Annotated in this window: 23 protein-coding genes; 10 read left to right on the top strand and 13 right to left on the bottom strand. The window is 63.4% G+C overall.

Features of this window, described 5'->3' with window-relative positions; all coding sequences use genetic code 11:
• Nucleotides 1-186: 186 nt before the first annotated feature.
• From ACMZ91_RS16140 to aceE, 4 genes are all read right to left on the bottom strand, one after another.
• Nucleotides 187-1,404, bottom strand: a complete 1,218-nt coding sequence (locus ACMZ91_RS16140; protein WP_080356569.1) for a 5'-methylthioadenosine/S-adenosylhomocysteine nucleosidase family protein — start codon at nt 1,402-1,404, stop codon at nt 187-189.
• Nucleotides 1,401-1,880: a response regulator gene (locus ACMZ91_RS16145; protein ID WP_080356570.1), complete on the bottom strand. Its 480-nt coding sequence runs from the start codon at nt 1,878-1,880 to the stop codon at nt 1,401-1,403. The genes ACMZ91_RS16140 and ACMZ91_RS16145 overlap by 4 nt, the downstream gene beginning before the upstream one ends.
• A complete protein-coding gene (locus tag ACMZ91_RS16150) occupies nt 1,870-5,262 on the bottom strand; it encodes a hypothetical protein (protein WP_152911155.1) in 3,393 nt (1,130 codons plus the stop codon). The genes ACMZ91_RS16145 and ACMZ91_RS16150 overlap by 11 nt, the downstream gene beginning before the upstream one ends.
• Before the next feature lie 122 nt (nt 5,263-5,384).
• Nucleotides 5,385-8,072: a pyruvate dehydrogenase (acetyl-transferring), homodimeric type gene (gene aceE / locus ACMZ91_RS16155; RefSeq protein ID WP_004139606.1), complete on the bottom strand. Its 2,688-nt coding sequence runs from the start codon at nt 8,070-8,072 to the stop codon at nt 5,385-5,387.
• 567 nt (nt 8,073-8,639) lie between these two features.
• On the opposite strand from aceE, the gene ACMZ91_RS16160 reads away from it, so the two are divergent.
• Both ACMZ91_RS16160 and ACMZ91_RS16165 read left to right on the top strand, forming a co-directional pair.
• Nucleotides 8,640-9,200, top strand: coding sequence for a PadR family transcriptional regulator (locus ACMZ91_RS16160; protein ID WP_049399094.1), 561 nt, complete (start codon nt 8,640-8,642; stop codon nt 9,198-9,200).
• Nucleotides 9,201-9,259: 59 nt separating this feature from the next.
• Nucleotides 9,260-10,057 carry a siderophore-interacting protein gene (locus tag ACMZ91_RS16165; protein ID WP_049462941.1) on the top strand — a complete coding sequence of 266 codons (798 nt, stop codon included), beginning with the start codon at nt 9,260-9,262 and terminating at the stop codon, nt 10,055-10,057.
• Between the two features lie 94 nt (nt 10,058-10,151).
• On the opposite strand, the gene ACMZ91_RS16170 is transcribed toward ACMZ91_RS16165, so the two are convergent.
• Nucleotides 10,152-10,985, bottom strand: a complete 834-nt coding sequence (locus ACMZ91_RS16170) for a hypothetical protein (protein ID WP_049462942.1) — start codon at nt 10,983-10,985, stop codon at nt 10,152-10,154.
• Nucleotides 10,986-11,194: 209 nt separating this feature from the next.
• On the opposite strand from ACMZ91_RS16170, the gene ACMZ91_RS16175 reads away from it, so the two are divergent.
• The gene (locus ACMZ91_RS16175) at nt 11,195-11,596 is read left to right on the top strand and encodes a hypothetical protein (RefSeq protein WP_049462943.1); all 402 of its coding nucleotides are present in this window, start codon (nt 11,195-11,197) and stop codon (nt 11,594-11,596) included.
• 376 nt (nt 11,597-11,972) lie between these two features.
• On the opposite strand, the gene ACMZ91_RS16180 is transcribed toward ACMZ91_RS16175, so the two are convergent.
• Both ACMZ91_RS16180 and ACMZ91_RS16185 read right to left on the bottom strand, forming a co-directional pair.
• Complete coding sequence (locus tag ACMZ91_RS16180; RefSeq protein WP_080356579.1) at nt 11,973-12,680, bottom strand: YceI family protein; 708 nt, start codon at nt 12,678-12,680, stop codon at nt 11,973-11,975.
• 86 nt (nt 12,681-12,766) lie between these two features.
• Complete coding sequence (locus tag ACMZ91_RS16185) at nt 12,767-13,357, bottom strand: malonic semialdehyde reductase (protein ID WP_004139510.1); 591 nt, start codon at nt 13,355-13,357, stop codon at nt 12,767-12,769.
• 120 nt (nt 13,358-13,477) lie between these two features.
• Between ACMZ91_RS16185 and ACMZ91_RS16190 the strand changes: the two genes are divergently transcribed.
• From ACMZ91_RS16190 to ACMZ91_RS16215, 6 genes are all read left to right on the top strand, one after another.
• Nucleotides 13,478-14,443, top strand: a complete 966-nt coding sequence (locus ACMZ91_RS16190) for a mitochondrial fission ELM1 family protein (RefSeq protein WP_049463237.1) — start codon at nt 13,478-13,480, stop codon at nt 14,441-14,443.
• Nucleotides 14,444-14,571: 128 nt separating this feature from the next.
• Complete coding sequence (locus ACMZ91_RS16195) at nt 14,572-14,799, top strand: hypothetical protein (protein WP_004139505.1); 228 nt, start codon at nt 14,572-14,574, stop codon at nt 14,797-14,799.
• Between the two features lie 48 nt (nt 14,800-14,847).
• Nucleotides 14,848-15,699, top strand: coding sequence for a DUF2145 domain-containing protein (locus ACMZ91_RS16200; RefSeq protein ID WP_049463236.1), 852 nt, complete (start codon nt 14,848-14,850; stop codon nt 15,697-15,699).
• Nucleotides 15,700-15,718: 19 nt separating this feature from the next.
• Nucleotides 15,719-16,222, top strand: coding sequence for a hypothetical protein (locus ACMZ91_RS16205; protein ID WP_049463238.1), 504 nt, complete (start codon nt 15,719-15,721; stop codon nt 16,220-16,222).
• 32 nt (nt 16,223-16,254) lie between these two features.
• Entirely contained in the window at nt 16,255-16,770 is a 516-nt protein-coding gene (locus ACMZ91_RS16210; protein ID WP_004139500.1) for a hypothetical protein, read from the top strand.
• 75 nt (nt 16,771-16,845) lie between these two features.
• The gene (locus ACMZ91_RS16215; RefSeq protein WP_004139497.1) at nt 16,846-17,406 is read left to right on the top strand and encodes a queuosine precursor transporter; all 561 of its coding nucleotides are present in this window, start codon (nt 16,846-16,848) and stop codon (nt 17,404-17,406) included.
• Nucleotides 17,407-17,757: 351 nt separating this feature from the next.
• Here ACMZ91_RS16215 and glnE read toward each other — a convergent pair whose 3' ends face one another.
• Nucleotides 17,758-20,553 (bottom strand): bifunctional [glutamate--ammonia ligase]-adenylyl-L-tyrosine phosphorylase/[glutamate--ammonia-ligase] adenylyltransferase, encoded by a 2,796-nt coding sequence (glnE, locus tag ACMZ91_RS16220; RefSeq protein WP_049462168.1) that lies wholly within the window; start codon nt 20,551-20,553, stop codon nt 17,758-17,760.
• Between the two features lie 401 nt (nt 20,554-20,954).
• Between glnE and scpC the strand changes: the two genes are divergently transcribed.
• A complete protein-coding gene (gene scpC / locus ACMZ91_RS16225; protein ID WP_049462169.1) occupies nt 20,955-22,469 on the top strand; it encodes a succinyl-CoA:acetate CoA-transferase ScpC in 1,515 nt (504 codons plus the stop codon).
• A gap of 72 nt (nt 22,470-22,541) precedes the next feature.
• On the opposite strand, the gene hglS is transcribed toward scpC, so the two are convergent.
• The 5 genes from hglS to ACMZ91_RS16250 form a co-directional block, all read right to left on the bottom strand.
• Complete coding sequence (hglS, locus tag ACMZ91_RS16230) at nt 22,542-23,906, bottom strand: 2-oxoadipate dioxygenase/decarboxylase HglS (protein WP_049462170.1); 1,365 nt, start codon at nt 23,904-23,906, stop codon at nt 22,542-22,544.
• 165 nt (nt 23,907-24,071) lie between these two features.
• Nucleotides 24,072-24,560 carry a hypothetical protein gene (locus tag ACMZ91_RS16235; protein ID WP_049462171.1) on the bottom strand — a complete coding sequence of 163 codons (489 nt, stop codon included), beginning with the start codon at nt 24,558-24,560 and terminating at the stop codon, nt 24,072-24,074.
• Nucleotides 24,561-24,591: 31 nt separating this feature from the next.
• Entirely contained in the window at nt 24,592-25,344 is a 753-nt protein-coding gene (locus tag ACMZ91_RS16240; protein WP_049462172.1) for an HAD family hydrolase, read from the bottom strand.
• 95 nt (nt 25,345-25,439) lie between these two features.
• Entirely contained in the window at nt 25,440-25,850 is a 411-nt protein-coding gene (locus ACMZ91_RS16245) for an EF-hand domain-containing protein (RefSeq protein WP_004139214.1), read from the bottom strand.
• A 232-nt stretch (nt 25,851-26,082) separates the two neighbouring features.
• A complete protein-coding gene (locus ACMZ91_RS16250) occupies nt 26,083-26,454 on the bottom strand; it encodes a hypothetical protein (protein WP_032968343.1) in 372 nt (123 codons plus the stop codon).
• Nucleotides 26,455-26,641 lie beyond the last annotated feature (187 nt).

The following is a 26,641-nucleotide window of genomic DNA, read 5'->3' on the forward strand; positions in this document are numbered from 1 at the left end:
CACCGATACAGAAAGTTTGAAGAGCATGTCAGGCGCTATTGCAAAGATTGCATCAACCCTCGTCCTTTCCTGGTAGTGACGCGACCTGTTTTCGAAGCTGCTGTCTTGGCGCCGCCCCCGCTACTGTAGGCAAGGGCATCGAACCTCCCAAAACACATAGTTCCAGTTGGCATATTCGTCACGCCATTAACAGATATCGAAATATCTGCGAACAAGATGATCAAGAACGGCAGCACTTGTGTAGGCAGAGTATGACTGAAGTCCATCATTCTTATCCGCGTCTGCAAAATCACATACTGCCTTTAATCCTACAAATTTTGGACGAGGAGATGTCGCCATTGCGCACGCGGATGAGACGCCGTAAAGCTCCATTTCTAGCCCTAAAGCGGCGCGCTGTTGGTGTGAGACCTCTTTCGCAAAAGCCCTATCTGCTACCACAGCTGAGCCAGACGCAACGGGACCAATTCGAATTCTAAGATCATTTCGCGGCGGATTTTGCCAAGCATCTCTAATCGATCTCAGAATCTCCTTATCTTCCGACAACTGCTCAATCAGCGCCCTCAGTTCCGGCGAAGACTGAATTTGATGAGGTGCCATCTCAAAACCAGGCTCACCGTTGCCATCCACGATACGCTTCCCGGCCTGATAGTCCCAAACCGGATCTGCGAAAACCACATCGCCCAACTCCACCCTTCCAGAGAATCCAGCACTAATGCCTGGCATCGCGCAAATATCTGGAACAACATCCGCGATCAGTTTGCTCGCCAGCACAGCTGACGCCACCATACCCATTCTCGGAGCAGCGGCAGCAATGACCCTAACATTACCTTTCGCCGTACTTACGACGCCCTTTGAGATGAACGAAACATCATCGAACGGGGTCTCCGCCTCCCAGTTCCAGGGAAGCTTCTTCACGGCCTCCAACTCAGGACTACGAAGCGCGCATATTACGAGAACCTCTGCCTTAGATGTTCTCGTAGCGTCTTCTTTGCGCGCAGAGCGGAGGTAGTTAACACAATTTTTGACTCTCTCCACCCACCCATTGTCGGCCTCAGAGACCTTAATTACATTCCACAGCATCTCATTAAAGGTATCGACAGCGTCAGCAATGCCTTCATCGTACGCAGTGAGCCCAACAATGTTTCCCGGCCTTTTGTACTCACCACCCTCAGAAATATCCTCAAGCAGGTCAACGCAGACCTGGGCATCTGGATCATCTTCTTGACGGAAAGGGATAAGCACATCAAGAAGCAGCAGATCGTAGTAGTTATTTCGTAGAAACTGGCGTGCAGAGTATGAACATACTGCCACCTCGATATGATCCCGAGGAATTCCTGTCTCCATGAGAACGGCAACGATCCGCTTCAACTTGGCTTGTGTATCCTCAACAACAAGAATTCTCAAATCGACACCCTCGCAATAAATTGATCCATCAAGCTAATCAACGCCCTCTTCCAATCCAAATTGGCGTTATCAAATTCCACAAGCCCAAGGAAGACATCCCCATGCTCTTCGCGCAACTCACACTCCAACTCTGACAGAAGATACCATTTTCCATCGATTGAAAAATCTGCGTATTGAGTTACAACAATTACGAGCGGCGAATAACTGAGCCGCTCGAACTCATTAAGAATTTCCACCCCCCCAGCGCCTTGCGGCCTGCCGCCCCCTTCTCCAGCCGCCACATCGAATGTTGGCAACGACATATCTAGCAAGATCAAATCAAAACTCTCTCGACCAAGACGCGCGATGGCTGATCTGACAGATGCGGCCTCAGTGATAATCGCCTCAGGATAATGGGATGCAAAAAGATCACGGACATTCTTCGACTTATGTGCCTCATCCTCAGCCAGGAGTATCGAGAAGCCTCTACTCTTCACAGCAACCTCCCTCTTGAAGAATCAAGGACAGCTTCATATCAACAAAAAAATCCGTTGCAGATGAGAAACCAAAATCCAAGTAACCCTTCGCGGATTGGCTCGCGATGGCAGCCAACTTCTTAAAGCCGGATTCGCCCTCGCGCCTAAGACCCTGTTCAATTCGCCCAGCCTTAACTTCATTCAGTATCTCAGAAACACGAAACTGGTTTCGATCGCGCACACCAACTGCAACTTCATTTTTTACGACGATCCTAAGCGTCCCTTCTGCATCATTGACGGAGCAATGTAGGCTAACAATCGCTCCGTCCTGAACTTCAGACTTGGTGTGAATATTTCCAAATATAACCAGAAGCACGTCAGCCAGCACGGGAATGTCCGCTGCGGTTATATCGAAGTCTGGGACTGTAGACTCAGAGAGGTTAAGGTTTGAATTCTTGTAAGTGGCCTTCGACGACTCTATACCAATTGCGAATGCATCCGCCAGTTTGCATCTCATATGGGCGGCATCAAGCCCAGACTTTTCAAACCATTGTGCCACCGACTCAACTTCTCCCAACACATCCCGACAGGCTTGATCCAGCTTACTGAGCAGCAAGGACAACTCAGGATATTTTTGTCGCTTCGCGACTACGGTAGCTCTGACCCTAGAGAACTCCCTAGATATCGATTCAGCAGTGCGTTCCCGGAGGTGCCTACGAACCGCACTCAATGACGGGTTGAGCAACCCCCAGAATGCCGCAAACATTGAATCCAGGAACCCATCGAAAGAGAGATCCCGCCGTACAAACGACCTGATTGTATGATACTCCCCCGCACCGAGATTAATACCAAGAAGTCCACTTACTTTCTCAGCAGTACGAATCTGAACAACGTTGTTCTTTGCATAGAGAAGTTCTGCATCGATTTTTTCACTGAAGTCACACATCGCTCTGACGACCTCAAGCTGTTCGATGTATGGAACTCTAACGTAGCTATCCCGCCAATCGTCCGGCTCGACGTAGGGTAACCCGCTACCCAAAGCCTGGAAAATCATTTCGTGCTGCTCGATCGCACCCCGCAAATGCCCGACGATAGAGCCGTGGCGGATACGCTTACTGAGATAGCTATCAAGGCCATGTTTAGCATCGAAAAGAAATCTGTTGCAGCTCAGATTTATCATTTCAACCAAGAGCTGGTCCGCCTCACTCTTAGGAAACGCAAGATCTCCAGCGCCAGAATCTCCCTTAGCAACCCGCCTCAGAACCTCATCAAACTCTCTCGTGTCTTCCACGGAAACGGGAGCTAGTGCGCGATATCGACTGAATGGCTCTGTCAACTCCTCACGAAGAAGCTGTCGGAGCGCCGCCTCGTCTACATATATTCGACTTTGATCAACTATGCGCCGACCATCCTCAATCATCAACAGATGAGTGATTGATACAATCTCAGAGTCATAGAACTCCTTGTGCTCGACATCAATCTCTCGCAGCACAGAAAGTATCTCTCTCATCTCCTTTCGAAGAGACTTCACCCCGTCTATGGAGTAAATCATGTCTACCACATGCTCCTCGCAGACCTCCCGCCAGAAGTGCCTAACTGCATTTATTCCGTGTACCGCCACATCAATCTGCGAGGGTCGCTCAATGGAATGGATCTTCAGGAAATCGTCGATCGCGAAGCGCAAGCATGTGCTCCAGTATTTCCCGGCATTCCTTTTGTTTAGGTAGTGGGCGGCGATGGATAGTCGGATATCAGAGGAGCATGACCGTATATCCTTCCACCTCAACTGAGCGGAGAACGCCAGTGCGTTTGGTGAGAGAGCTACCGCTCCCAGTCGAACAACCCCATCTGAAAGCACCTCCAAGAATGCAGATACATTTCGGTTTTTCGCAGCAGCTTCCAATGCCATGAGCGTTGCGAAATGACTCATGAACCCAACATCGGAGTGTACAAGGGGAGTTAGCTCGACAAGAACCCTTGGCAGATCACGGGCGACGGAATGCTGCGCTCCCAGAGCAATTGCTCGAGCATCTGAGCTCAGGGCCACTCCGTCACTTGGTCGCGGGGAAACCGAGATATCATTAATCAATCTAACTAAGTCCCCATGCTCCGACAGCTGCGATAGAAGGCGTGTGCTCTGAACGCAGCCAGGTACACTTCGCGCTGCAACTTGCATGGCAACTGAATCGAATATATCTGTCGCTGCGAGCCTGGTACTTGCACTTACAAGATAACCATCATACCAGTTCAAATGTAGCTTTCTCAGATCGGCCTTTGCAGCAACCGATCGCTCAGTTGCCAGCAATGCCTCGGCAAATCTGCTGACGACCTGGTTTCTCAAAGAACGCGCTTCCCTCTCACAACCATGGCCTTGAGCAGCCTGCGCTCGACAGATGGATGCAGTGATAATGTCCTCTATATTCAGGCATTGACGCCCTAGACATTCCTTCATGGCTTGGCGGTAGTGACCTGACACCAGCGAATCCATAGTCTTGCCGCTCAGCCCTAAAGAGGATGCTGACGTACTGAGTCTGCGATCCTCAATGCAGCTCAACTCATGTACGATCGCGTCGACATCAATGCCAACCTGCAGCCGTCCTGAGCGAACTGCGCTCAACAGACATACAAATGTTTCATAAACATCAATGCTAGCGTTGTTCTGCTCAACTCTAAGTACGCTCGCAATTTCAGCCTCATCTGAAGGCCACTGCTTGGTAAGCTTGTATTCAAGATAAACTGCAAGCTCCCTGTCCTTTATCTTCTCACATCGCTTCTTTACATCTGCAGTGAATCTTGCAACTGACGTAGACGGCTCATTGCGCACACTGAAATGATGAGACAAGAATGGGGCAACCCCCCCTTGCAGCGCCCGCTTGACAGTCGCTACGTACTTTTTCTGTGCCTCAAGACCGCCAGCTTGCTGATGGAGGAATATCCTTTTTTCAATAAGAAATATTGACTCCCCGAACTCGTCCGAAATCTCTTGTGCCTTTTCTAGCGCCCCTCTCGCTCCCGCCCAAACAATCTCTCCAAGCTCTTGATTCATCTGAATCGTCTTGGAGATTTCACCTGCCGCAGCCTTTATTCTCGCAATGTTCCAAAGCACTTCATCGGCGAGAGAGAGCTCCGGCATTTCCACGAGAGCTGCAACATTTGAATAGCCTTTTAAGGGAACCAGCCGAAGCATCTCGGCAGCGAACGAATTTATGTAGTCGAAGTAAGCACTATAGGATAATGGGGATAGAGTTTCTCTCGCCTTCCCATGCACATCTCTTAGACCGCGAACTGCACGGAAAGTGCGAACACTCTGGTCGACCCCATATGCCCGCTCCTTGATACTCCCAACAAGCCCACGGAGAGTCCCATACTTTGATGAGGCTTTGCGCACTTTAATGGCTGACATTCACATTCCCTGTATATCGCCCAAAATATTCATCCTTACGAGTGAGGCACGCGTCTCAAAAAGAAGGCGGCTTAATAGCCGCCTTCTTCCCTCACTACCGGAGCGGTCCACACTGGCCGGCTTCAAACCCCAACAGGATTAGCCTTCTCCGGATCAATCTTGTACTGCTTGATCGCCCGGGCCACATCCTTCGCGGTCATCTTCCCTTCCTTCGCCAGCGCCGCAATCGCGGCATGGGCGATGTAGTACCGGTCCACTTCAAAGAACCGGCGCAGGTTCGCACGGGTATCCGAACGACCAAACCCATCGGTACCCAGCACGGTGTACGACATCGGCACGAACGCGCGGATCTGGTCCGCATACGCACGCACGTAGTCGGTGGCGGCAATCGCCGGGCCCTGGCGGCCTTCCAGCAGCTCGGTCACGTAGGCCTTGCGCTGCTCACCTTCCGGATGCAGGCGGTTGGCACGCTCCACGTCGAAACCATCGCGACGCAGTTCGTTGAAGCTCGGGCAGCTCCAGATATCGGCGGTCACGCCGAAGTCCTTGTCCAGCAGCTCGGCGGCAGCAATGGCTTCGCGCAGGATGGTGCCCGAGCCCAGCAGCTGCACGCGCAGCTCGCCCTTCTTCGGCTTGCCGGCGTCGGTCAGCAGGTACATGCCCTTGACGATGCCTTCGGCCGCGCCTTCCGGCATTTCCGGGTGGGTGTAGTTCTCGTTCATCAGGGTGACGTAGTAATACTCGTCCACCTGGTCTTCCATCATGCGCTTGGTGCCGTGCTGCAGAACCACGGTCACTTCGAAGCCGAAGGTCGGGTCGTAGCTGCGCACGTTCGGGATGCCACCGGCCACCAGATGGCTGAAGCCATCTTCGTGCTGCAGGCCTTCACCGTTCAGCGTAGTGCGGCCAGCGGTGCCTCCCAGCAGGAAGCCGCGGGTACGCATGTCCGCCGCCTGCCAGGCGATGTCGCCCACGCGCTGGAAGCCGAACATCGAGTAGTAGATGTAGAACGGCAGCATCGGCACGTTGCTGACCGAGTAGCTGGTACCGGCGGCCATCCACGAGCTGATCGCACCCGGCTCGCTGATGCCCTGCTGCAGCACCTGGCCGCTCTGGTCTTCGCGGTAGAACATCAGCTGGTCCGCGTCCACCGGCTTGTACTTCTGGCCGAACGGCGCGTAGATGCCGATCTGGCGGAACAGGCCTTCCATACCGAAGGTACGGGCTTCGTCGGCCACGATCGGCACGATGTGCGGGCCCAGTTCCTTGTCACGCAAGGTGATGTTCAGGCTCTGCACGAAGGCCATGGTGGTGGAGTAGCTGCGCTCGCCGCTGCTCTTCAGCAGGCGCTCGTAGGCTTCCAGCTTCGGTGCCACGAAGGTCTTGTCGGCCTTGCGGCGGCGCTGCGGCAGGTAACCGCCCAGTGCGGCACGGCGTTCCTGCAGGTACTGCACTTCCGGCGAATCCGGGCCCGGGTGGTAGAACGGCACCTGGCCGTCGGCCAGCTGCGCGTCGGTCACCGGAATGTTGAAGCGGTCGCGGAAGTGGCGCACCGCTTCGTCGTCCAGCTTCTTGGTCTGGTGGGTCGGGTTCAGTGCCTCACCGGCGCTGCCCATGCCGTAGCCCTTCACGGTCTTGGCCAGGATGACGGTCGGCATGCCTTTGGTGTTCACGGCCTGGTGGTAGGCGGCGTACACCTTGTGCGGGTCGTGGCCACCACGGTTCAGGCGCCAGATGTCGTCGTCGGACAGGCCGGCGACCATCGCAGCGGTTTCCGGGTACTTGCCGAAGAAATGCTCGCGGGTATATGCGCCGCCGAAGGCCTTGCAGTTCTGGTATTCGCCGTCGACGGTTTCCATCATCAGCTTCTTCAGGACGCCGTCGCTGTCCTTGGCCAGCAGGGCATCCCAGTAACCGCCCCACAGCAGCTTGATCACGTTCCAGCCGCCGCCACGGAACACGCCTTCCAGTTCCTGGATGATCTTGCCGTTGCCGCGCACCGGGCCGTCCAGGCGCTGCAGGTTGCAGTTCACCACGAAGATCAGGTTGTCCAGGCCTTCACGGCCGGCCAGGGCGATGGCACCCAGGGTTTCCGGCTCGTCGCTCTCGCCGTCGCCGATGAAGCACCACACCTTGCGGTCGGACTTCTCGATCAGGCCACGGTTTTCCAGGTAGCGCATGAACTGCGCCTGGTAGATGGCGGCCAGCGGGCCCAGGCCCATCGACACGGTCGGGGTCTGCCAGTATTCCGGCATCAGCCACGGGTGCGGGTAGGAGGACAGGCCACCGCCGTCCACTTCCATGCGGAACTTGTCCAGCTGCTCTTCGCTGATGCGGCCTTCCAGGAAGGAACGCGCGTAGATGCCCGGGGCGCTGTGGCCCTGGATGAACAGCAGGTCGCCCGGGTGGTTTTCGCTCGGGGCGCGCCAGAAGTGGTTGAAGCCCACGTCGTACAGGGTGGCGCCGGAGGCGAACGAGGCGATGTGGCCGCCCAGGTCACCCGGCTTGCGGTTGGCGCGGACCACGGTGGCCATCGCGTTCCAGCGGATGATCGAACGGATGCGCCATTCCAGCTCGGCATTGCCCGGGCTCTTGGCCTCGAGCTGCGGCTCGATGGTGTTGACGTACTCGGTGGTGGGAGAGAACGGCAGGTAGGCGCCCGAACGACGGGTCAGTTCCACCATGCCTTCCAGCAGCTGATGCGCGCGCTCGGAGCCCTCGACATCAATAACGGCCTTCAACGACTCGATCCACTCCTGGGTTTCCACAGGATTCGGGTCGTTGTTCAGCACCTCGTTCAACCAGTTCATTAGCGCTCCCATAACCGCACGCACGCGCGCGACTGTTGTATAGATTTCTAGACCGCAAAGTGTAGCGCACCAAGGGCTTTCGTCACTTGGCTACGCAGGCGTATGGATGCAACCGGCCAGTGTCCGCAAGGGGCTTGCCGGGCCCGCTGAAGGCCCTGCGGCGGGCCTTGTTGGCTGCGCGGGCTGTCGCTTGCGGGCCGCTGCGCCCATGTGCAGGACGCAGTGTTACCGCTGCCGATGACGGTTGTAGGGCAGCGCCATGCCCACCTGTATCGGCTCCGCGTGCTGGCGCTGAACGGACGACAACGTGTCGCACCTGCCTCTGGATCGCCCCCCGCCCTGCCCTCAGGGTAGGCCTCGAGTGTTGGCCTCGCCCGCTTCGGTCCGCCGTCTGGCCCTGCCTCACTCCCTTCCACAGTGTTTCCGGGGCGCCTCGCAAGGGGCGCCCCTTTTGCTGTGCGCGGGGCCGGCCGTGGCCCAAAACTGACCTGCTTGTGGCCGGATCGATGATTGTCGTCTTCGATATATCGATATATCGTTTGCACACTCGTTTACCGATATATCGAAATGAGCCGTACCGCTTCTCCCAGAGCCCGTTCCACCAATCCGGAAGTGCCACGCCGCAACGGCCAGCCGCGGGTGCTCAGCCGCGGCGACCTGCGCCTGCTGGTGCTGGCCCTGATCGGCGAGCAGCCGCGCCACGGCTACGAGCTGATGCAGCTGATCAGCAACCAGTTCATGCAGGCCTACACGCCCAGCGCCGGCACCATGTACCCGCTGCTGGCCAGCTTCGAGCAGGCCGGCTGGATCGAGGCCGAGGAAGTGGACGGCAAGCGGATCTTCCGCATCACCACCGCCGGCGAGTTCGAGCTGAAGGTGCAGCGCACCCAGGTGCGCCTGGCGCAGCGACGTGCCTTCGACCGTGCCCGCGAGATCACCAAGGCCTCGCTGCCGCCGCCGCTGGCCGGCGCCCTGCGCGAGTTCAAGCGGGCGCTGGTGCATCACCACGGCCGCTGGGCCGAGGGCGAGGCAGAAGAAGTAGCGGCGCTGCTGACGCGGGCGTCCGCGCTGCTCAACGGTACGGCCGGTAGCGAGAGCCAATCCTTTTCTACGACCCAGCCAGACTGAATCCAGCCAGGTCGCCCCTACGCCGCGCGCCCCCGCGCGACACCTTTACAGGTAACCCCATGACCGAACACAACAACACGCGCCTGCGCCTGGATGTGCGCTTCCGTGAACTGACCGTGCTGCGCACCGAAGAGGTCACCCCGCACATGCGCCGCATCGTGCTGGGCGGCGCCGAGCTGGCCGGTTTCGATTCGCCCGGCGCCGACGACCACATCAAGCTGTTCTTCCCCAATGCCAGCGGCGAGATGGTGCTGCCGGTGGTCACTGCCGAAGGCCGCAGCTATCCGGCCGGCAAGGAGCCCTCACCGGCCCGCGACTACACGCCGCGCTGGTGGGACCACGAAACCGGCGAGCTGGCCATCGACTTCGTGCTGCACGACCAGGGCATTGCCGGGCCGTGGGCCGAGCAGGCCAAGGCTGGCGACACGCTGGTGATCGGCGGCCCGCGCGGCTCGTTCGTGGTGGCCGACAGCTACGACGCCTATGTGCTGATCGGCGATGAAACCGCGCTGCCGGCCATCGCCCGCTGGCTGGACGTGCTGCCGGAGGATGCCGAGGTGCAGGCCTTCATCGAAGTGAGCGATGAAGCCGAACGCCAGGACCTGCCGCAGTACGAGAACGTGCGTATCCACTGGCTGGAGCGCAATGGCTTCGCCGCGGCCAGCAGCACGCTGCTGGAAGACATGCTGACCGACTTCGAGGCACCGGACGGCGATGTCTTCTACTGGATCGCCACCGAATCGCGCCGCGCCCGGATGATGCGCAAGTTCATCGAAGGCCACCTGGGCGTGCCGCGCGACTGGATCCGTTCCACCGGCTACTGGAAGGCCCACCCGGACGAAACCGACGGCGATTGACCGGGCAGCCGGTGGGTGCGGCCCCTGCTTGGTGGGTGCGGACCGTTGGTCCGCACGCCCTGCAACAGGTAGTGCCGGCCGCTGGCCGGCAACCTCATGAACCTTCGGCAGGAACCTGCAGTTGCCGGCCAGCGGCCGGCACTACCACGTTGGATGCCACCTGCCGCTTCCACCCGAACCGCTGCGCGGCCCAGATCTCCAGCGCCACCAGCAGCGCGATGATCAGCAACGGCAACAGCAGCCCGAAGTACACACCGGGCATCATGCCGTTGATCTGCGCTTTCACCAGCCGCAGCACGCCACGGGTGTGCAGCAGCTCATCAACGTGCATGGTCAGTACCTCGCGTACCACCTTGGGTTCCAGCCCAATCGTGCCGGCCTTGTCCACCAGCGTGTCTTCCACCATGCCGCGCAGCAGGCCTTCGCGCACTTTGCCGATCACCCAACCGGTGCCGCGCGCCAACGGGCCGTTGCCAAGACGATCAAGACCGGGCAACGGATGTTCGCTGAGGTAGGCCGAAGCGATGGTATCGGCCACATCCCCCACCGTGCCCTGGCTGCGCAATGCCTCGCGCATGCGCGGGTCGTCCAGCGAATCGGTGAAGCCTTCGCTCCAGCCTTCCACCAGGGTCTGCAGGTGCGGCTGGAAATGATCGAGCTGCTTGAACAGCGCGCGGTGCGCGCCAGCAGTAAAGCCCAGCTGCAGGCCGAAGAAGGCGGTGGCCAGTGGCAGCAGCACCACGTAGCTGGCCAGCAGCCAGTGATGCCAGCGCTTGCGCCGCTGCAACCAACCCCGGCGGTGCAGCCAGCGCCAGGCAAAGATGCCCAGCACCAGGCCAAGCAGCGTACCGAGCACGCTGCCGCCCAGCAGATCGAGCACGCTCAGGCCCGTCCAGAATTCGTTCAACCAGTACTGCGCGTCCTGCATGGATCTTCCTTCCGTGGGTGGTACAGCGGGCCATTGTAGAGCCGAGCCCATGCTCGGCTGCTCTCCGCCTCCGGTGGGTGCGGACCGCCATCGACTGGTGGGTGCGGACCGTTGGTCCGCACACTCCCATGCAATTGCCGGCCAGCGGCCGGCACGACCCGCCAAGCAATGCGACAATCGCGCTCCTTTCCTGCAGCAACGAGGGCCACATGGCCAAACTGACCCTGGCCAGCGTGGATGCGCTGCGTACCCGCTTCGCCGATGACGCCGCCTGCGACGCGGCACTGGCCGCCTTCGCCGACACCGCTGCCCTGCGCGTACCGCTGCGTGAGCTGGTGGAAGCACAACACCGCTACCTGCAGGCCGAATTCGAAGTGGCGCAGGTGGCCGATGTGCTGCGCCGCGACCAGAAGTACGCGCCGGTGGGCCGGCCTTCGATCAACATCGTGCAGCTGCGCAAGCAGCAGGCCGCGACCAAGCAGGCCGCGCTGATCGCACGCCAGGTGGTGGCGCAGGCAGCGCAGACCTTCGTTCGGGTGAGCGGGCTGGCGGTGAAGGCCAAGCAAAGCCCGAGCGAAGCGTGCGTGGCATGGTTGGGCGCGCTGCGCTGAACGCGCGTACCCGGTAGTGGCCAACCTTGGTTGGCCTGCGAAATGCTCGTGTGCCAACCAAGGTTGGCACCTACCAAAGCACTCTCCGGCCCTGCATGAACCGGTAGTGGCCAACCTTGGTTGGCCCGCGAAGTGCTCGTGCGCCAACCAAGGTTGGCACCTACCAAAGCACTCTCCGGCCCTGCATGAACCGGTAGTGGCCAACCTTGGTTGGCCCGCGAAGTGCTCGTGCGCCAACCAAGGTTGGCACCTACCAAAGCACTCTCCGACCCTGCATGAACCGGTAGTGGCCAACCAAGGCGTCCCCCACGCCCAAAAAAGAAGGCCCGCTTTTCAGCGGGCCTTCTGCCTTCTCACGACGAGTGAGCGGGGTGCATCAAGCGGCCGGCTTTTCGCCGGTGGCTTCGGTGGTGATGCGGATCTTCACTTCATCGCTGACGTTCGGGGCATACGCGCCGACGCCGAAATCGCTGCGCTTCAGGGTGGTGGTGGCATCGAAGCCGGCGGCCGGAACCTTGGCCATCGGATGCTCGCCGCCGCCGTTGACGGTCACGTCCAGGGTGACCGGCTTGGTGATGCCCTTGATGGTCAGGTCACCGGTGACGGTCAGCTTGTTGGTGCCAGCGGCTTCCACCTTGGTGCTCTTGAAGGTGGCATCGGCGAACTTGGAGGCGTCGAAGAAGTCGGCGCTCTTCAGGTGCTCGTCGAACTTGGCGGTGAAGCTGTTCAGGCCGCTCAGCGGCAGCTTCACTTCCACGGTGGACTTGGTCACGTCGGCGGCGTCGTACACCAGGGTGCCTTCGACGTTGCCGAAGTGCGCGCTGGGGTTGGAGAAGCCAAAGTGGCTCCACTGGGCCAGCACGTCGGTGTGGGTCGGGTCCAGCTTGTAGGTGCCCGAGGCGATCTGGATCGCTTCGGCGGCCGGCGCGGCGGCAGCGGCATCGGCAGCCGGGGTGGCGGCCTGTTCGGTGGTGGCCGGGGCGGCAGCGTCAGCAGCCGGGGCAGCGGTGTCGGCCGGCTTGGAGCAGGCGGCGATGGCCAGGGTCAGGGCCAGCGGCAGCAGCAGTTTACGGGTGGCGCTCATCTGAGGAACTCTCCGGATCGTAGGGTGGGTACACGGTGCAGCAAGAGCCTGCCACGGGACGGCAGGCCCGAAACCGATACAGCGACTTACGCGATGCGCGCCGCTTCGTCGAACGACAGGCGCGGCAGACGCGGGAACAGGCCCGCCGAGTCACCGTAACCCAGGTTGACCAGGAAATTCGACTTGATGGAGGTGCCGGCGAAGAAGGCTTCATCCACCTTGGCTGCATCGAAGCCCGACATCGGGCCGGCATCCAGGCCCAGCGCGCGTGCGGCCAGGATCAGGTAGGCGCCCTGCAGGCTGCCGTTGCGGATGGCGGCTTCGTGGCGGCCTTCCTGCGGGCCGTCGAACCAGGCCTTGGCATCGGTGTGCGGGAACAGGTACGGCAGCTTCTCGTGGAAGTCCAGGTCGAAGCCGATGATGACGGTGACCGGGGCGGCCATGGTCTTGTCGTGGTTGCCTTCGGACAGGGCCGGGGCCAGCTTGGCCTTGGCTTCCTTCGAGGTGACGAAGACGAAACGGGCCGGCGTGGTGTTGGCGGCGGTCGGGCCCCACTTCACCAGGTCATACAGTTCCTGCAGCAGGCTGGCCGGGACCGGCTTGTCGAGGAAAGCGTTCTGGGTGCGGGCAGTACGGAACAGCTGGTCGAGGGCAGCAGCGTCGAGCGCGTGGGACATCGGTGGATCTCCAGGGCGGCTAAGGGAAGTCAGTGCCCGCGGGCGGCGCGGGGCGAAACGACGAGCCGCAGTGTAGAGTGTCGCGACTGTTGCAACACCCAGCAGGGCTGAAACGAATTAATGCCACAGGTGAAACGATCGAGCGCGCCCTGGACGGTCACGGACGGCCGTGCGGGCAATGTCCGCCAGGCGGTCGCGCTGGCCTCTGCGCTGCGCCAGGGCACCCATCGGCCGCTGGTCCTGCAGCCCCGCGCACCCTGGCGCTGGCTGTCGCCGCGGCGGCTGCCCGGTGATGTGAACGGCTATGGCGAGGCATTCGCGACGCTGGCCGCGGACGCACCGCCGCTGGCGATCGGCTGTGGCCGTCAGGCCGCCGGCGCACTGCGCGTGCTGCGCGCACGTGGCAGCCAGGTGGTGCAGATCCTCGACCCGCGCATCAATGCCCGCCACTGGGACATGGTGGTGGTGCCCGAACACGATGCCCTGCGTGGCAGCAACGTGCTGACCCTGCTCGGCAGCCTCAACCCGGTGGATGACGACTGGCTGGCCTGGGGCCGCGCCGCGTTCGCTGGCTTCAGTACCCTGCCTGGCCCGCGCACCGCGCTGCTGGTGGGCGGGCCGACGCCGCTGGCACCCTGGGACGAGACCGCGATGGTGGGCGTGTTCCAGGCGCTGGCCGATCAGATCCGCGCTGAGGGCGGCAGCCTGCTGGCCACGACTTCGCGGCGCACGCCACCGGCATTGGCCGAGATCCTGCGCGCGAAATTCTCCGACCTGCCGCACGTGATCTGGGGCGATGGTGGCGACGGCACCAATCCCTATGGCGGCCTGCTCGGCTGGGCCAACCGCGTGGTGGTCTCGCCCGATTCGGTGAACCTGCTCTCTGAGGCCTGCGCCACGCGCATGCCGGTGATGGTGGCGCTGGCCGAGACTGCGCAGGGCCGCTTGGCGCGCTTCCAGCAGCAGCTGCGCGAGCGCGGGCGATTGCAGGCGCACTGGCTGGACTGGCAGTACGACCGTATCGAGCCGCTGCGCGAGACCGCGCGGGTGGCGGCAGAAGTGAAACAGCGCCTGGCAGCGGGGTAGTGCCGGCCGCTGGCCGGCAATCCTGGGCACCTGGCATCACGGTAATGCCGGGTGCCCAGCGTTTTCTGAACATTTCGATCCGGTACCGCGGTTAGAGTCCAGCTTCCCCCATCACTCTGAACGTCTTCATGCGTACCTTGCTCCTGCTGCCCCTGGCCCTGCTCGCTGCCTGCTCCACCACGCCCACCGAGCTGGATCCGATTTCGTATCAATGCCAGCAGCAGTTGGACGCGTACCGCGAACAACCGGCGCTGCGCGATCCGAAGGGCCAGCGCCCACCGCTGCCGGTGGCCCCGATCAGCGATGCCTGCGACAAGGAGCTCCAGCGCAAGGGCGTGGATCGTCCCCTGCGCTGAGCAGCGTATGATCGGCGCGCGGGCCTGCCCGCCGTTGAAGGTATCGACATGGATCGTTTCTCCCACCTGCCGCGCGCCGCGCTGCTGATCACCAGCCTGCTGGCGACCGCACCGGCCTGGGCCAACAGCACCGAATGCCGCGAGCGCTACCCGAGCGTGGCCGCGCAGGCGGCGATGCTGGACGTGGCCTGGACCACCGCTGAGCGCCTGGACGCGCTGCCCGATGTGGACGTGGTGGTAGCCGCGCGCGGTGGCCAGGACCTGAGCCGCTACGGCCTGCGCCACAGCCACCTGGCCTTCCTGGTGCGTGAGGACAATGGCCGCTGGCGCGCGATTCACCTGCTCAACCGCTGCAAGACCGACAGCTCGCAGCTGTACCTCGAAGGGCTGGGCAACTTCGTCGGCGAGAGCGGCGGCCATACCGACCTGCGCATCGGCGTGCCCTCGGCGCCGCTGCGTGCCGCGTTGAAAGCGATGCTGGTGTCGCCGTCGATCCAGCCGAAGGCGCTGCACGAAACCAAATACAACGTGGTTGCCTACCCGTTTGCCACCGACTACCAGAACTCCAACCAGTGGGTGCTGGAAGTGCTGGCCGCGGCGATGGCGCAGACCGAAGGCGCGCCGGCCATCGTCAAGCGCGAACAGGCACAGCAGTGGCTGCGCCAGCAGAAGTACCAGCCCAGCGTGCTGCATATCGGCCTCGGCAAGCGCGTGGGTGCGCGCCTGTTCGTGGCCAACGCCACCACCACTGACCATCCGGCCGGCGAACGCATCTCCGGCAACTATTCGGTGGTGACGGTGGAATCGGTGTTCGATTTCCTGCACCAGCGCAGCCAGCTGCAGCAGGAACTGGTGATCCCTCACGTGCCGGTAGCCGGTGCTGCCGCCGCCACGCCCTGAATCCAGCAAGGAGAACGACATGCGTACCCTGCCCGCCGTCCTGATGCCGATGCTGATCGCCGCAAGCCTGGCCTGGTCCACGGCCGCTCATGCAGAGCGCCGCATCGTGATCATCCACGACCCGGGCCCGCAGGGACCGAGCCTGGAGATGTCCACGCAGATGGTGACGTCGGCCCGCGCGGCGGCGGCGAAGGAAGCCCAGGATGCCGCCGACGCTGGCCAGCCGCTGGCCCGCCCGCAGCAGATCAAGCTGCCGCAGATGCAGGTGAGCGCGATCGCCACCACCGTGGATGGCCGCCGCGAAGTGCTGCTGCGCGATGCCAACGATCCGCAGAACACCGCATCGATGCAGTACCCGCGCGGCATCGGCGATCCCGCCGTGCAGTTCACCGTGGGCCAGACCGTGAACTTCGAACCGACCGGCGCCGACCAGGGCTGGCAGCTGAAGGACAACCAGGGCCGCCCGCTGGAATACCTGCCCGAGGCCACCGGCCCGCGCGACATCTTCGATACCCGGCGCTGAGCCGCCGTCCCCACCCTGACCAGGAGGTCTCCATGTTCCGTTGCCTGCGCGTTCCCGCCACTGCCCTGCTGCTTTCGGCGCTGGTGGTGCCCACCGTCCATGCCGGCGCCGCGCCGCAGTTGAACAGCGGCCAGACCAGCGTGCTGGTCACGTCGCTGATCGTGCTGTCGATTCCGTTGGCCACGTCGATGGGACTGGCCGAACTGTCCAAGGCCCCGTTCAAGGCCAGCGAGCGCAACGGCAAGGTCGCCGCACGCACGCCGGCGGTGCCGCTGCCACCGATGGAAGTGAAGCAGGTCGCCACCACGCCAGCCGGTGATCGCCAGGTGCACCTGCAGGTGCCCGGCAAGGCCGACCAGACCGCAACGCTGCAATGGCCGGCGGCTGCAGGTGATGACCCGATTGCCGGTTTCGTCGTCGGCCAGCAGGTGCGCTTCGACCCGACCGACGCGGGTGCCGGCTGGACCGTGAAGAGCGCGCAGGGCCAGGCGCTGGCCTATGTGCCGACCGCCTATGCCGCCGGCGATGTGATGAGCGAAACGCTGTAAAGCTGAACGGCCGGTTTTGGCATTGCCGCGGGCCGGGCGGATAATGGGCGATCCCCTTTGTCCCCCTGGCTCGCCATGTCCGTGCGTCCTGCCCCTGTGTTTGCCCCGTTGACCGCCCGCGCCCTGGTGCTGGCGGTGCTGGCCATGGGCGCGGTGGTGCTGCTGTCCAACGTACTGGTGCAGTACCCGATCAACGATTGGCTGACCTGGGGTGCTTTCAGTTACCCGGTCGCGTTCCTGGTCAGCAACCTGATCAACCGCCGCTTCGGCCCGGGCCCGGCCCGGCGCGTGGCGTGGATCGGTTTCGCGGTGGCGGTGCTGCTTTCGATCTGGGTGGCCACCCCGCGCATCGCCATTGCCTCGTGCTCGGCCTTCATCGTGGCCCAGCTGCTGGACATCACCGTGTTCGACCGCCTGCGGCGTGGCAGCTGGTGGCGCGCACCGATGGTGGCCACCACCTGCAGCGCGACGGTGGATACCACCATTTTCTGGTCGATCGCGTTTGCCGGTTCGACCCTGCCGTGGGTGAGCTGGGCTGCCGGCGACCTGGCGGTGAAGCTGGCGATCGGCGTCTGCCTGCTGGCCCCGTTCCGCGCACTGTTGTGGAAGATGGCGCCGCTGCGCACCACCAGCTGACCGCCGTTGCTCTGGTAGGTGCCAACCTTGGTTGGCACGCTGTTGCCGGGGTCATGAACGCTGACGGATTGTGCCAACCAAGGTTGGCACCTACCAACAGCAGGCCAACGCTCAGATCATTGATCCGGCGGGTCATCGCCGGGCCATTGATCCGGTAGTCGCCAACCTTGGTTGGCGCTTTGCATTCATGCCAACCAAGGTTGGCATCTACCAACAGCGGGTCATCGCCGGCCAATGATCCGGTGGGTGCCGACCGTTGGTCGGCACGCCCAGCAGAACTCATCGCTGCCGACAGATTGTGCCGACCAACGGTCGGTACCCACCCAAAGTTGTTGCAGCATTTGCACCCACTCAGGCGAACGGCAGCTCCGCGGCGATGCACGCGGCGGTAATCGCGGCACATGCCTCTTCAATCGCGGGCGTGGTCGGCGCCAACCGCGGGCGCCGATCCAGCGTGCAGGCCAGGCCCACGTCCAGCAGCGTGGCATGTGCTCCATGCAATGCCTGCGCCGTGTCTTCCGGCAGGAAACCGGCAACGGCCAACGCATCGATCAACGACGGCGTATCGCGCGGCTGCAGCAGCGCCGCATGCTGCGCACTGCGCGCCAGCACACCGGTCTGCAGCAGGAACTCCAGGTCCACCACGCCGCCAGCACCCTGCTTCAGGTCCAGTCGCGCGGCATCGCTGCGGTCCAGTTCGGTGCGCATGCGGCCGCGCATCTTCAGCACGTCCGCGTACAGCACACCCGTGTCGCGCTCACGCCCAAGCGTCTGCGCACGCACCTGCTCGAAGTCGGCCAACAGGCTGGCATCGCCGGCCACGCCACGCGCGCGCACCAGCGCCTGGTGCTCCCAGGTCCACGCACGTTCGCGCTGGTATTCGGTGTAACTGGCCAACGAAGACACCAGCGAACCCTTGCCACCATCCGGGCGCAGGCGCACGTCGATGTCGTACAGGCGCCCGGCGGCGGTCACCGCACCGAGCAGCGCCATCACCTTCTGCGCCAGGCGTGCATACCAGCGCCCCGGCTCCAGCGGACGCGCGCCATTGCTGGCATCCACCCCGGCCGGGTTGTCGTGCAGGAACACCAGGTCCAGATCGGAACCGAAGCCCAGTTCAAGCCCACCGAGGCTGCCATAGCCGATGATCGCGAAACGCCCGCCGGGAATCTCGCCGTGTGCGGCATGCATGTCCGCTTCGGCCATCGCCAACACGGTGACCACCACGGCCTGCGCCAGCTCGGCCAGTTGCCGCGTGCTGTCCACCGCACCCTGGCGGCCATCCAGCGTGGCCATCGCCATGCGGAAACTCAGTGCCAGCCGCGTTTCATTGAGCCAGCGCAGCGCGGATTCCGGATCTTCCACCGGCAGCACCTGCTGGCACTCGGCCAGCATGCCAGCCGCATCCGGCATCGGCCCGGATACGCGCACGTCCAGCAGTTCGTCCAGCAGCAGCGGATACGCCGCCAACCGCTCGGCCAGCAGCGCGCTGCGCGCCAGCACGTCCACCAACCGCGCCAGTGCGCTGGGCTGTTCGTCCAGCAAGGCGAGATAGCTGGTCCGGCGCAGCACCGCCTGCAACAGGCCGAGCACGCGCTTGAGCGCGGCATCCGGCTGCGGCGAACGCGTGGCCGCATGCAGCAGCGCGGGCAGCACGCGATCCAGCCGCGCACGCGCGGCATCGGACAACGACTTCACGCCGGTGCCCTGGGCGAAATCGCGTAGCGACTGGTCGGCGCCGTTGGCATCGAGGAAACCGGCTTCGGCCAGCAGCGGTGCGTTGCTGCCTTCGGGCAGGCTGCGCCAGTAGTTGGCCAGTGCATCGGGCGCGGCCTGGCCCTTGCGCGGTGCCAGCAGCGCGGCGAATTCAGTACTGACGCGCTGCTGCTGTTCGGCCAGCGCCGCGCGCAGCACCTCCCAATCCGGATAGCCCAGACCCACGGCGATGCGTTCGCGGTCGAGCGCATCACTGGGCAACACATGGGTCTGCGCGTCACGCAGCATCTGCAGGCGGTTCTCCAGGCGCCGCAGGAACAGGTACGCCTCGCGCAGCGCGCTGCCATCCTCGGGCGCGATCTGCCCGGCGGCCACCAGTGCGTCCAGCGCCACCAGCAGCCGACGCTCGCGCAATGCCGGTTCGCGACCACCGCGGATCAGCTGCAGCGCCTGGCACAGGAATTCGATCTCGCGGATGCCACCGGCACCGCGCTTGATGTCGTCGTGCAGTTCGCGGCGTGCGACTTCAGCGGTGATGGCCGCCTTCATTTCGCGCAGGCCGTCTAGCGCGGTGAAATCCAGGTAGCGGCGGTACACGAACGGGCGCAGGGTCTGCAGCCACGCCTCACCGGCCTCGATATCGCCGGCCACCGCGCGCGCCTTCAGCCAGGCATAGCGCTCCCAATCACGGCCCTCGCGCTGGAAATACTGGTCCATCCCCGCGAACGAGAGTGCAACGCGGCCGGCGCTGCCGAACGGACGCAGGCGCAGGTCGACGCGGTGGCTGAAGCCATCGACGGTGGTTTCATCCAGCAGCTTGGCCAGGCGCTGGCCGAGACGGGCGAAATATTCTTCCGCCGCCAACGGACGCGGTCCATCGGATTCACCTCCCTGCGGATAGGCGTAGACCAGATCCACATCGGAACTGAAGTTGAGCTCGCCACCGCCCAGCTTGCCAAGGCCGAACACCACCAGCTGCTGCGGGATGCCGTGTTCATCGGCGATGACGCCGTGACGCTGGGCGAATTCCTGCTGCAGGGCGTCCAGCGCCAGCCGCAGGCAGTCTTCGGCCAAAGCGGTGGCACCGGCCAGAGTCTGCGCCACGTCGTCCAGACCGGTCAGGTCACGCCAGATCAGCCGTGTGGACATCGCGGTACGCCAGCGCCGGATCTGCGCCGGCCAGTCGCTGGGCTGCAGCGGATCGAGCACCGGCGCTGGGATCGGCGGGCAGCCGGGCGCGGCCAGCTGTGCCAGCAAGGCCGGTTGCCGCACCAGGGTGTCCAGCGCGAAGTCGCTGGCCACCGCCAGCCGGGTCAGCAGCGGCAGCAGGTTGGCCGGGATGTGCTCGGGCAGGACCTGGGCCAGGCGCGCCAGAGCGCGGTCGACAAGAGGCTGCAGGGAGGCGGGCACGTCAGCGGGGGCGAGGGTCATGGGCTGATTGTATCGACCCGTTAACGCCGGCCGCTGCCCAGCGAATCCGATGACCCGGTAGTGCCGGCCGCTGGCCGGCAGATCCGATGATCCTGCCGAAGGTTACTGGGGTTGCCGGCCAGCGGCCGGCACTACCGATAATGGAGACCGCGTATTCATACTGGACGACAGGCAATAAAAAAGCCCGCTTGCAGCGAACTGCCAGCGGGCTCTGCTCCCTCCCCCACGTCGGGATGCAGGTCCATCGTGCGGGCTGCGAAAGCACTTTGCACGCTGCACTGCAAAACAAAACCGGCGGGTTTGGGTGACCCCTGCGGGAAAAGCCATTCCACGAAGGTAGAACCCCCCGTACGGATGAGGATGGCCGATAATCGGAATTCCCCCAAGCAACACGTGTCGTCATGTCTGTTGATCGCATCGCCAACGCGCGTCTTCGTGACCGCGTGGTCTCCGCAGAGGCCGCAGCCGCGCTGATCCAGCCCGGTGAAACCGTGGCCATGAGCGGCTTTACCGGCTCCGGGTATCCCAAGGCCGTTCCCGTCGAACTGGCCCGCCGCATCGAAGCGGTGCATGCCCAGGGCCAGCCCTTCCAGATCAGCCTGATGACTGGCGCCTCCACAGCGCCGGAACTCGATGGCGCGCTGGCCAAGGCCGATGGCATCGCCATGCGCATGCCGTTCCAGAGCGACCCGGATGCGCGCAACCGCATCAACGAGGGCAAGCTGGATTACATCGACATCCACCTCAGCCACGTGGCCCAGCACGTGTGGTTCGGTTTCTATGGCGAGATCGATACCGCCGTGATCGAAGTCTCGGCCATCCGCGAAGACGGTTCGCTGGTGCCCTCCACCTCGGTCGGCAACAACAAGACCTGGCTGGACCTGGCCAAGAAGGTGATCGTCGAGGTCAACGAATGGCAGCCGGCCGGCGTCGACGGCATGCATGACATCTACTACGGCACCGCGCTGCCGCCGCACCGCAAGCCGATTCCGCTGGTGAACGCCAACGACCGCATCGGCGACACCGCGCTGCGCTGCGACCCGGACAAGATCGTGGCCGTGGTGCGCACCAACGGCCCGGACCGCAACAGCCCGTTCAGCCCGATCGATGCGACCAGCGAGCAGATCGCTTCGCACCTGATCGAGTTCCTGCAGCACGAAGTGAAGAAGGGCCGCCTGCCGCCGAACCTGCTGCCGCTGCAGTCGGGCGTGGGCAATATTCCGAACGCGGTGCTGGCCGGCCTGGCCAAGAGCGGCTTCCGCGACCTGGCCGCGTTCACCGAAGTGATCCAGGACGGCATGCTCGACCTGCTGCGTGACGGCGTGCTGAGCTATGCCTCGTGCACCGGCTTCGCGCTGAGCCCGCAGGCCAACGAGACGTTCAAGGAGAACATCGATTTCTACCGCGAGCGCATCATCATGCGCACGCAGGAGATCTCCAACCATCCGGAACTGGTGCGCCGCCTCGGCTGCATCGGCATGAACGGCATGATCGAGGTGGACATCTACGGCAACGTCAATTCGACGCACGTGATGGGCACGCGGATCATGAACGGCATCGGCGGTTCCGGTGACTTTGCCCGCAACGGTTTCCTGTCGGCGTTCCTGAGCCCGTCCACCGCGAAGAACGGCACCATCTCGGCGATCGTGCCGATGGCCAGCCACGTGGACCACACCGAACACGACGTGTCGGTGATCGTCACCGAACAGGGCCTGGCCGACCTGCGTGGCCTGACCCCGCGCAAGCGTGCGCAGGTGCTGATCGACAACTGCGCGCACCCGGATTTCCGCCCGCAGCTGCAGGACTACTTCGACCGTGCCAGCCGCGAGAGCTACGGCAAGCACACCCCGCATCTGCTGCCGGAAGCGTTGTCGTGGCACCAGCGTTGGCTGGATACCGGCACGATGAAGAGCTGAGATCCGGAGACTCTGGTAGAGCCGGCCGCTGGCCGGCTCCCCAGAACAGCCGGCCAGCGGCCGGCTCTACCTTCACGCGGTGCGCAGCGCCGCCAGCGACTCAGCCTGCAGCCGCTCGTAGATCTCGAACTCGTCATTCACCGCCACGCCCAGCGCCTGCTCGAAGGCCTCGCGGTTGGCGTGTGCGGCATACGCACGCTGTTCTTCGCCGCCCAGGTTCGACTGGAAGATGCCCGCCGCACTGACCGGCAGGAAATCCTCATAGACGATCGGGTCGGCCGTGGCCAGGCCGGCGGCCACCAGCACTTCGGCGGGCAGATCGGCCACGCGCTCCGGCGCGGCGCGGCCAGCGTCGGTCAGCTGGTAGCGGTAATAGCCCAGTCCTTCCTGGCGCAGCGTGTCATGGTCATCCGGGAAGCTGGCGAACACCGCCTGCAGGCGCTGGCCGTAGTCGCCGCCGGTGCTGCCTTCGCCACCGGCATCGCGGGCCTGCGACAGCAGCTGGTCGTACAGCGCGCGGCCCTTCGGGGTAAGCGCAAGGCCCCGCTGTTCGATCTCGCCGAAGCGCGCGGTGTGGGTGCCGGCATCGCCACCCTCGCTGTCCGGGAAATGCACGGCTTCTTCCAGTGCCTTGAAGCTGGTCTGCCGCAACAGGATCGGGCAGGCACGGCGCGGCGGACCTTCGATCACCGCCTTGGCGGCCATGCCATGCTCGATCATCGCCGCCTGCGCCGCGTCGATATCCAGCGTACGCGGGGTCAGATGGTTGATGTGCGGGCCACGGAAGCTGACCACGTCGGCCACCAGGCGATGCGCGTTGTGCAGCGCGTGGTAGGTCGGCAGGTCGACCGTGGCATCGCCATGCCAGCGGAAGGTTTCCAGTGCTTCCTCGACGAAGCGCTCGGCATCGGCCTGCGAGAGCCCGCCGTCACGCTCGGCCTGCTCGATCAGCGCCAGCGCGCCCTCGGTGAAGATGCGGCGACGTGCAAGGATCTTTGCCGATTCGGCACGCAGCGCTTCGTCTTCGATCAGCTCCAGGCGCAGCAGCGAGGTGAACACGCGGAACGGGTTCTGCGCCAGCGCGGCGCCGGTGAGCGGGCGGAACGCGGTGGAGTGCACCGGCACGCCGGCCACCGACAGGTCGTAGTAGCCGACCGGGTACATGCCCATCACCGCGAACAGGCGGCGCAGCGTGGCCAGTTCCTGCACGGTACCAACGCGGATCGCGCCGTGGCGCTCTTCATCCAGGCGCGCACGCTCGTCGTTGCGCTGCAGCTGTGCGGCCAGCGCAGGGTCCTGGTCAAGCACCTGCGCGTTGATCCGCTCCACCAGTTCCACCAGCGTGCCGTACAGCGGCACTTCGGTGCGGTACATGCGGGACATGGCCTGCGCGAACAGGCGGCGGATCATATCAGGCGAAACGAAAGAGGCGCTCATCAGTCACTCGATTACGGGAACGGGGAACAGCTCGAACCCGTATTGTCGCCGGAGCGCGGGGCCGCGGCGATATGCAGAGCAACATGAAGGAAATCGGTAGTGCCGGCCGCTGGCCGGCAACCTCCGGATGCCTGGAAGGATGCAGTTGCCGGCCAGTGGCCGGCACTACCGCTTGAGCTGGCGCCTCAGGGTGGCATCCAGGGTGATCGGCCGGTCCCAGTGCTGGTAGCTGGCCACGATGGCATGGCGCACGGCGCGGTAATGCAGGTTGTCCGGCTTGGCCGGCATGCGCTTCACCACCGCCTCCCAGCCGCCCTCCGGGTCCTGGCTGAAGGCGCGCACGCTGTCGCGACAGGTCTGGCCGCTGGCCTTGGCCCAGAAGCAGGCGAAGTAGATATCCCCGGCCTGCCAGCCATGGGTGGTGAACAGCGCGCTGATGTAACCGCGCGGCACCTCGGCATAGCGCGACACTTCGTCGAGGAAGGCGTCGGGGTAGCGTTCGGCGTAGTGGTTGATGTCCTGCAGCTGGGCATCGACCCAGCGGTCACCGGTTTCCACCGTGTAGGCCGCCGAACGCTTGGCGGTCTGCTGGGCCAGCACGATGGCCGGCACCAGCAGCAGGGACAACAACAGCGCGCGCAGTCGGACGTTCATGCCACGATTCTGCCGCAGCCGCCGGGTCCTGTCAGGCCGCCGCCGAGGCCTTGGCCTCGATCGCGGCCAGTGCGGCCGGCCAATCATGGGCGGTATCGGCAGTGACCATGCGCGGTTCGTCGTCGGCCACGCCGTGCTGGGTCTCGTGGGCCCAGGTCACCGCGTACGGGGTATGCACGCCCCAGCCACCCAAGGTCACCACCGGCTCGATGTCCGAGCGCAGCGAGTTGCCGACCATCACGAAGCGCTGCATCGGCAGGTCGAATTCGGCCAGCACGCGGGCGTAGGTCTCCGGGTCCTTCTCGGAGACGATCTCGATGCGCGGGAACAGCTCGGCCAGGTTGGCGACCTTGATCTTCGCTTCCTGGTGGAACAGGTCGCCCTTGGTGATCAGCACCACTGGATAATCTTCGGCGATCGCAGCGACTGCTTCACGCACGCCGTCGATCAGCTCGACCGGGTGGCGCAGGGTGTCGTGGCCGATGTCCAGGATGCGCTGGATGTCCTTGGCCTCGATGCGCTGGCCGGTGATGTCGATGGCCGCTTCGATCATCGACAGCGTCATGCTCTTCACGCCGTAACCGAAGGTGCCCAGGTGGCGCTGCTGCACTTCCAGCAGGTGGCGCGCGGTCTGCGTGTCATGCACGTCGACGTAGCGCGACAGCAGGTCAAGATAATCCTGCTCGGCCTTGCGGTAGTAGTCCTCGCTCTTCCACAGCGTATCGTCACCGTCAAAACCGACCAGGCCGATGGCGCGCGACGGCGCAGGCGTGGGGGTGTTCATCGCACAAGGATACAGGGGTGCTGGTGACGATAAAAACCCGGGCGGCCGCAGCCGCCCGGGTCCCCATGCACCGGTCTTCCCGAATCAGGCGTGGATCAGCGGCCCTGCGCCGCGCCGGCACCTGCACCGGCCTGCTGGGCGGCCACGTAGGCCTTGTACTCGTCGGCGCTCAGCTCGCCGTCCTTGTTGGTATCGGCCTGGTCGAACACCTGGGCCAGGCCTGCGTTCACCTGCGCCTCGGTCTTGCTGATGGTGCCGTTGCCATCGGTATCGATGCTGGCCCAGGTCTGGCCACCGCCATTGGCCTGTGCCGAAGCCGCTGCGGCCGCGTTGGTCGCCTGGTCAGCCGCCTGCCCTGCCTGTGCCGCCGACTGCTGCGCCTGCGCGGCCTCGTTCTGTGCCTGCGCGGCCTGCTGCTTGGCCGACTGGGCCATCGCCGGAATGGCCAGCACGCTGCCGGCGGCGACGATCAGGGCGATCAGGGGCTTGCGGTTGCGAATAGTCATCAGGGGTGTCTCCTACCAATTGGGTGGTGTTGCGCGGCGTGTTGTCTCCGCACGGCACCTACCCTGCCACCGCGTTTCTGAATCGATTTTGCCCCGCGACCGGCGTCAACACGCACGATTAACCACTCGCCTACGCGCATGCTTTAGCGCGGTGGTTAGCACGAAGTGAGTGGCTCATAAGCTGCGCATTCAGCGCTGCCTGATTTAACCGGCAGCGAACAAAAAACCTGCGTCAGTCGACGTTCTGAGCCGATGACCGCGAACTGAACACCACCCAGCCGAGGGCAACACCGGCGAGCGCGCCGGCGATTTCCAGCACCACGCGGCTGCCGAGTTCGTTCGGATCGTGGATGGTGGCGAGGAAAAGGCGCGCATACAGGGGCGACTCCAGACGCACGATGCCCATGTAGAACAGCTTCCAGGCATCGATGCCGGCGGAGATGATCACGGCGATGACGCAGGACCAGCCGATCGCGTGGCCAACCGTCCAGTGCAGGAGCCGGCACAGCTGCGACCACAGGAAGTACACCAGCAGCCCGACCAGCAGGGCAATGGCGCCCGCTTCGAGGGTACCGAGCAGGCCGAAGTGCAGGGGAAGGTTCATCGGGTGGGCAGGGATGAAGAGGCGGCCAGTGTAAGGGATCTGCCTCGGACCCAATCCGTTAGCCCCGGTAGATCCACGCCATGCGTGGATGAATCCCCATCGAAATCGAATACTCCGATGATTGAACGAAAGGCGTCCACGCATGGCGTGGATCTACCGTGTCGACCAAGGTCGACACCTACCAACA

The sequence above is a fragment of the Stenotrophomonas sp. FR024 genome, assembly GCF_047500745.2.
Lineage (GTDB): Bacteria > Pseudomonadota > Gammaproteobacteria > Xanthomonadales > Xanthomonadaceae > Stenotrophomonas > Stenotrophomonas maltophilia_A.